Genomic DNA, 6,155 nt, shown 5'->3' with positions numbered 1-6,155 from the left:
GTACGGACTCGGCGGCGGCGACGAACTGTTCGAAGCGCCCTCCGCCTGGCCGGTCCCGCAGCTGCGCACCGTCGAACTCGCCGACCGCGCCCTGGACCTGGTCCGGCTGCCGGACCAGGAGCGCATCCGCGCGGAGGGCCGCCGCTGGCTGACCGAGCGCTACAACGCCAAGGTCACCACCGACGCGCTGCTCGGCGCCGTGGAAGGCGCGCGGTCCCTGCCCGCGACCGGCGGCAGGGCCACCCACCCCTCGGTCTGGGAGGCCGAGCTGATGAAGTCGATCGCCCCCTACGCGGCCCCGCTGGCCGCCGCCGGTCTGGACTGAGCCGACTGGACCGCGCCTTCCTGGCCTGAGTCCCCCTGGCCCGGGCCCGACCGGCCCCGGGCTCGGGTGGCCTGAGACCGCCCGGCCTGAGACCGGGCACGGCCACCTGACCGACCCGTCTCCCCGCTCCCGTACCGCACCCCACACACCGGAGGGCGCTCCCCGCCGCCCAGGGCTCCGCTCAGCCCACGGCTTTCGCCGCGCGGCCGCCCTCCGGTGTCCCCTTCGCCTGCCCGCCCCCTCGCGCGCTGAGTGCCGCCGAGCCTCGCCCGCCGCCTCCCGGGGCCCGTCCACAGGAGTTGTCGATGAACCCGTCGGCCCGTCCCGAGCCGCCCGCCGCCGCACTCGGGGGCGCCGCCGCGCCCGGCAGCCGTCGTCCCGGCGCCGCCCCGGAAGGCGGCCAGCCCGGCGCGGACCACCAGGGGCGGGCCGAAGCCGGCGCGGGGCCCGGCGCGGACGACCCTGAACCCGGCGCGGACGGTACGGGCGGTCGTGAACGCGGGGTGTACGGCGCGGAACCCGGCAACGGTAACGGCAACGGCACCGCCGCTCCCGCCGCCGACACGGACAGCGACCATGGCGCGGCCGCGCACCCCGGCGCGACCCCCATCGCCGTCGTCGGCATGGCCTGCCGGCTGCCCGGCGCGGAGAACCCCACCGCGTTCTGGGACCTGCTGATCGGCGGGCGCAGCGCCATCGGCCCGCCCCCGGCGGGCCGGGCGGCGGCACTGGGCGCCGCCATCCGGCCCGGTGTCATGGCCGAGGCCGGGTACCTCGACTCCGTCGAGCGGTTCGACGCGGCACTGTTCGCCCTCTCCCCCCGGGAGGCCCGCGCCACCGACCCCCAGCAGCGACTCCTGCTGGAGCTGTGCTGGGAGGCGTTCGAGGACGCGGCCATCCGCCCCGACTCCGCCGACGCCTCCCATACCGGAGTCTTCGTCGGCGCCACGGCCGAGGAGTACGGACTGCTGCTGCGGCGGGCCGGGGAACGGACCGGACCCCACCAGCTGACCGGCGCGAACCGCGCCTTCCTCGCCAACCGCCTCTCCCACTGCTTCGGCCTGTCCGGCCCCAGCGTCACCCTCGACACCGGCCAGTCCGCCGCGCTGGTCGCCGTCCACGCCGCCTGCGAGAGCCTCCGCTCCGGAGAGTCCACGCTCGCCGTCGCGGGCGGGGTCCAGCTGAACCTCGCCGACGAGGGCGCCGAGGCGCTCGCCCGGCTCGGCGTGCTCTCCCCGGACGCCCGGTGCTTCACGTTCGACTCCCGCGCCAACGGATTCGTCCGGGGCGAGGGCGGCGGACTGATCGTCCTCAAGACCCTCGCCCGCGCCCTCGCCGACGGCGACCGGATCCACGGCGTCATCCGGGGCACCGCCGTCAACAACGACGGGCCCGCGCCCGGACTCACCACCCCCAGCGCACCCGCCCAGGCCCGTGTCATCCGGGCCGCCTGCCGCCGGGCCGGAGTCACCCCCGGTGCCGTGGACTACGTCGAACTCCACGGCACCGGCACCCCGGTCGGCGACCCGGTCGAGGCCGAGGCACTCGGCGCCGCCTACGGTCGCGTACCGCGCCGGGCACCGCTCCTCGTGGGCTCCGTCAAGACCAACATCGGGCATCTGGAGGCCGCCGCCGGAATCGCCGGACTGCTCAAGACGCTGCTCGCCCTCCGGCACCGGACCCTGCCGCCCAGCCTGAACCACCGCGGCGCCAACCCGGCCATCGACACCCGGACCTGGCAGCTCAAGGTCGTCACCGAGCCCACCCCCTGGCCCCGCCCCGCCGACCGTCCGGTGCTCGCGGGCGTCTCCTCCTTCGGCGTCGGCGGCACCAACGCCCATGTGGTGCTGGAGTCCCCGCCCGAGCCCATGGAGCCCGTGCCCATGGAGCCCGAGTACACGGCGGGGGCCCAGGACACGGCGGAGACCACGGCCTCGGACGCGCCGACCGCCGTCCGGCCCGCCTCCCGCCGTACCCCGCCACGCAGCACACCCCCCGCCGAGCCGTCCACGACCGTCTGGACGCTCTCCGGCCATACCGAGGCCGCCCTCCGGGCGCAGGCCCAGCGGCTCGCCGACCACGCCGACGCCCACCCCGGGCTCACCGCCACCGCCATCGGACACACCCTCGCCACCGCCCGCGTGCCCCTGACCCACCGCGCGGCCGTCCTGGGACCCGACCGCGCCCACCTGGTCACGGCCCTGCGCGCGCTCGCCGACGACCGCCCGGCCGACGGACTCGTCCGCGCCATCGCGCGACCCGTCGACGGCCGTCCGGTCTTCGTCTTCCCCGGCCAGGGCTCGCAGTGGACCGGTATGGCCGAACAGCTCCTCGCGGCCTCACCCGCCTTCGCCGACTCCCTCCACGCCTGTGACCAGGCACTGGCCCCCTGGGTCGACTGGTCGGGACACTCCCTCGCCGACATCCTGCGGGGCGCCGAAGGCGCCCCGCCCATGGCCCGCACCGACGTCAACCAGCCTGTCCTGTGGGCGGTGATGGTCTCCCTCGCCGCCGTCTGGCGTGCCCACGGTGTCCGGCCCGCCGCCGTCATCGGCCAGTCCCAGGGCGAGGTGGCCGCCGCCTGCGCCGCCGGGGCCCTCACCCTCGACGACGGCGCCCGTCTCATCGCCGTACGCTCCCAGCTCACCGCGCGGCACCTCACCGGCGTCGGCGCGATGCTGTGGGTCGCAGGCGCCGCCGACGCGGTACGGGAGCGGCTGGCGCCCTGGGCGGACCGTGTCTCCATCGCCGTGGTCTCCGGGCCCGAGTCCGTCGTCCTGGCCGGGGACCGGGACGCGCTGGACGAGATCCTCGCCGCCTGGGAGCCCGACACCCGGGTCCGCCGGGTGGAGGCCGACTACGCCTCCCACACCGCCGCCGTCGAACCCCTCAGGGACGAACTGCTCGCCGCCCTCGCACCTCTGCGCCCCCGGGCGGCCGGCGTCCCCTTCCACTCGACGGTCACCGCCGGAGTGCTGGCGGGTGCGGAACTGGACGCCGGGTACTGGTACCGCAACCTGCGTGAACCCGTCGATCTCCACGGCGCCCTGCGCACCCTCCTCACCGCGGACCACGACACGTTCATCGAGATCAGCCCGCACCCCATCCTGCTCGCGGCCGTACGGGACTGCGCGCTCGCCGAGGACCGTACGGCGGTGACCGTACCGACCCTGCGCCGGGGCGAGGGCGGCTGGGACCGCTTCCTCACCTCCTTCGCCGAACTCCATGCCCAGGGCGTGCCCGTGCCCTGGGACCGCGTCCTCCCCAGCGCCCGCCGCGTCCCCCTGCCCAGCTACGCCTTCCAGCGCGAACGCCACTGGGCCGGTGACGCCGACACCCCCGCCCGGCCGCCGGTGGCCGCGCGGTCCCGCGCCGACGCCGTGCTCCGGGAGATCGCGGGCGTCCTCGGCGCGCCCGACCCGGCGCGCGTCGACACGACCGCCAGCTTCAAGGAACTCGGCTTCGACTCCGCCCTGCTGGTCGAGCTGACCACCCGGCTGGACGCGGTCCTCGGGCGGCGTCTCACCAGCGCCACCCTCTTCAGCCATCCGACGCCGGAACGCCTGATCGCCCATCTCGGCGACGGCCCCGCACCGGAGGAGCGGCCGCGGGACGTCCGTACCCGCGCCGAGGGCCCCGAGGGAACCCGCACCCACGCCCACGGCGTCTCCGCCGACGACCCGGTCGTGATCGTCGGCGTCGGCTGCCGCTACCCCGGCGGCATCGACTCGCCCGACTCCTTCTGGGCCGCGCTCGAAGCGGGCGCCGACCTCATCACCCCCGTCCCCGGCGACCGGGGCTGGGACGATGACCTCCGGCGCTTCGGCGGCGGCTTCCTGACGGAGGCCGGGATGTTCGACGCCGGGTTCTTCGGCATCTCCGCACGTGAGGCGCTGGCGATGGATCCGCAGCAGCGGCTGCTGCTGGAGACCTCCTGGGAGGCCCTGGAGCGCGCCGGGATCGACCCCTCCTCCCTCCAGGGCGCCGACACCGGGGTCTTCTTCGGCGCCATGGCGCAGGAGTACGGCGCCCGTATGCACGAGACGACCGACGAGAACGGCGGCTACGCCCTCACCGGCACCTCGCCCAGTGTCCTGTCCGGCCGGGTCTCCTATGTACTCGGGCTCCAGGGCCCCTCCGTCACCGTCGACACGGCATGCTCGTCGTCACTGGTCGCGCTGCATCTGGCGGCCCAGGCCATCCGCTCCGGCGAGTGCTCCACCGCCCTCGCGGGCGGAGTGACCGTCATGGCCGGACCCGGCATCTTCCTGGAGTTCTCCCGTCAGGGCGGACTGTCGGCGGACGGCCGGTGCAGGTCGTTCGCGGCGGGTGCGGACGGTACGGGGTGGGCCGAGGGCGTCGGTGTGCTGGTCCTCCAGCGGTTGTCGGACGCGGTACGGGAGGGCCGTGAGGTCCTGGCGGTGCTGCGGGGTTCGGCGGTCAACCAGGACGGCGCGTCCAACGGACTGACCGCGCCCAATGGACTCGCCCAGGAACAGGTGATCCGCCGGGCGCTGGCCAACGCCGGTCTTGCGGCGTCCGAGGTGGACGCGGTGGAGGCGCATGGCACGGGCACCGTCCTCGGCGACCCCATCGAGGCCGAGGCCCTACTCGCCACCTACGGCCAGGACCGGGCGGAGCCGCTCCGGCTGGGGTCGGTGAAGTCCAACATCGGTCATGCCCAGGCGGCGGCCGGAGTGGCGGGCGTGATCAAGATGGTGCTGGCGCTGCGGCACGGGGTGCTGCCCCGCACGCTGCATGTGGACCGGCCGTCGGAGAAGGTGGAGTGGGACGCGGGGCGGGTGGAGCTGCTGACGGAACCGGTGCCGTGGGAGGCGAACGGCCGCCCGCGCCGGGCCGGTGTGTCCTCCTTCGGAGTCTCGGGCACGAACGCGCATGTCGTGATCGAGGAACCTCCCCTGAGGAGGGAAGCTCCCGCCGACCCGACCAGCCCAGGGCGTCCCGAGAACGCGCGGCCTGATGCCGTCCAAGCTCCCCAGTCCCTGCCGCTGGTCCTCTCCGGCCGCACCACGACCGCCCTCACCGCCCAGGCCAGGCGCCTGGTCCACCACATCGGTGACACCACACCCGCGTCGGCCGCCCTGGCTCGCGCCCTGGTCACCAGTCGCCCGCTGAGGGATCACCGTGCCGTGGTGCTGGGGCTGGAGGGGCTGCGGGAGCTGGCGGAGGGGCGTTCGTCGGTGGGTGTGGTGGTGGGTGAGGTCGCGGATATGGCTCGGCGGTCGGTGTTGGTGTTTCCGGGTCAGGGGGCTCAGTGGGTGGGGATGGGGCGGGAGTTGTGGGAGTCCGAGCCGGTGTTCGCGGCGCGGATGGAGGAGTGTGGGGCGGCGTTGGCGCCGTTTGTCGACTGGTCGTTGCGGGAGGTGGTGTTGGGGTCGGGGAGTTTGGAGCGGGTGGATGTGGTGCAGCCGGTGTCGTTCGCGGTGATGGTGTCGCTGGCCGCTCTGTGGGAGTCGTATGGGTTCCGTCCGGATGCGGTGGTGGGGCACTCGCAGGGGGAGATCGCCGCTGCGTGTGTGGCGGGGGCGTTGTCGCTGGAGGATGCGGCGAAGGTGGTGGCCCTGCGGAGTCAGGTGATCGCCGAGGGGTTGGCGGGCCGGGGCGGGATGCTCTCGGTGGCTCTGTCCCCGGACGAGGTCGAACTCCCGGCGGGGGTGTCGCTGGCCGCGGTGAACGGTCCGCGTGCGGTGGTGCTGGCGGGTGATCCGGTGGCGCTGGACGTTCTGGAGGAGGCGTATCGGGGGCGTGAGGTGCGGGTGCGGCGGGTTCCGGTGGACTATGCCTCCCACTCCGCTCAGGTGGAGTCGGT

General features: G+C 75.1%; 2 protein-coding genes. Both read left to right on the top strand.

The window, feature by feature from the left end:
• On the top strand, window positions 1–325 hold a 325-nt coding region (locus ACFVIM_RS31670; protein WP_384308762.1), incomplete at its 5' end, for a hypothetical protein.
• A 305-nt stretch (window positions 326–630) separates the two neighbouring features.
• A partial coding sequence (locus ACFVIM_RS31665) for a type I polyketide synthase (RefSeq protein ID WP_384308759.1) occupies window positions 631–6,155 on the top strand: 5,525 nt, incomplete at its 3' end.

Source organism: Streptomyces sp. NPDC057638 (assembly GCF_042800315.1).
Taxonomy (GTDB): domain Bacteria; phylum Actinomycetota; class Actinomycetes; order Streptomycetales; family Streptomycetaceae; genus Streptomyces.
Note: the sequence above shows the minus strand (reverse complement) of the source record. Positions and strands in the feature narration are given on the sequence as shown.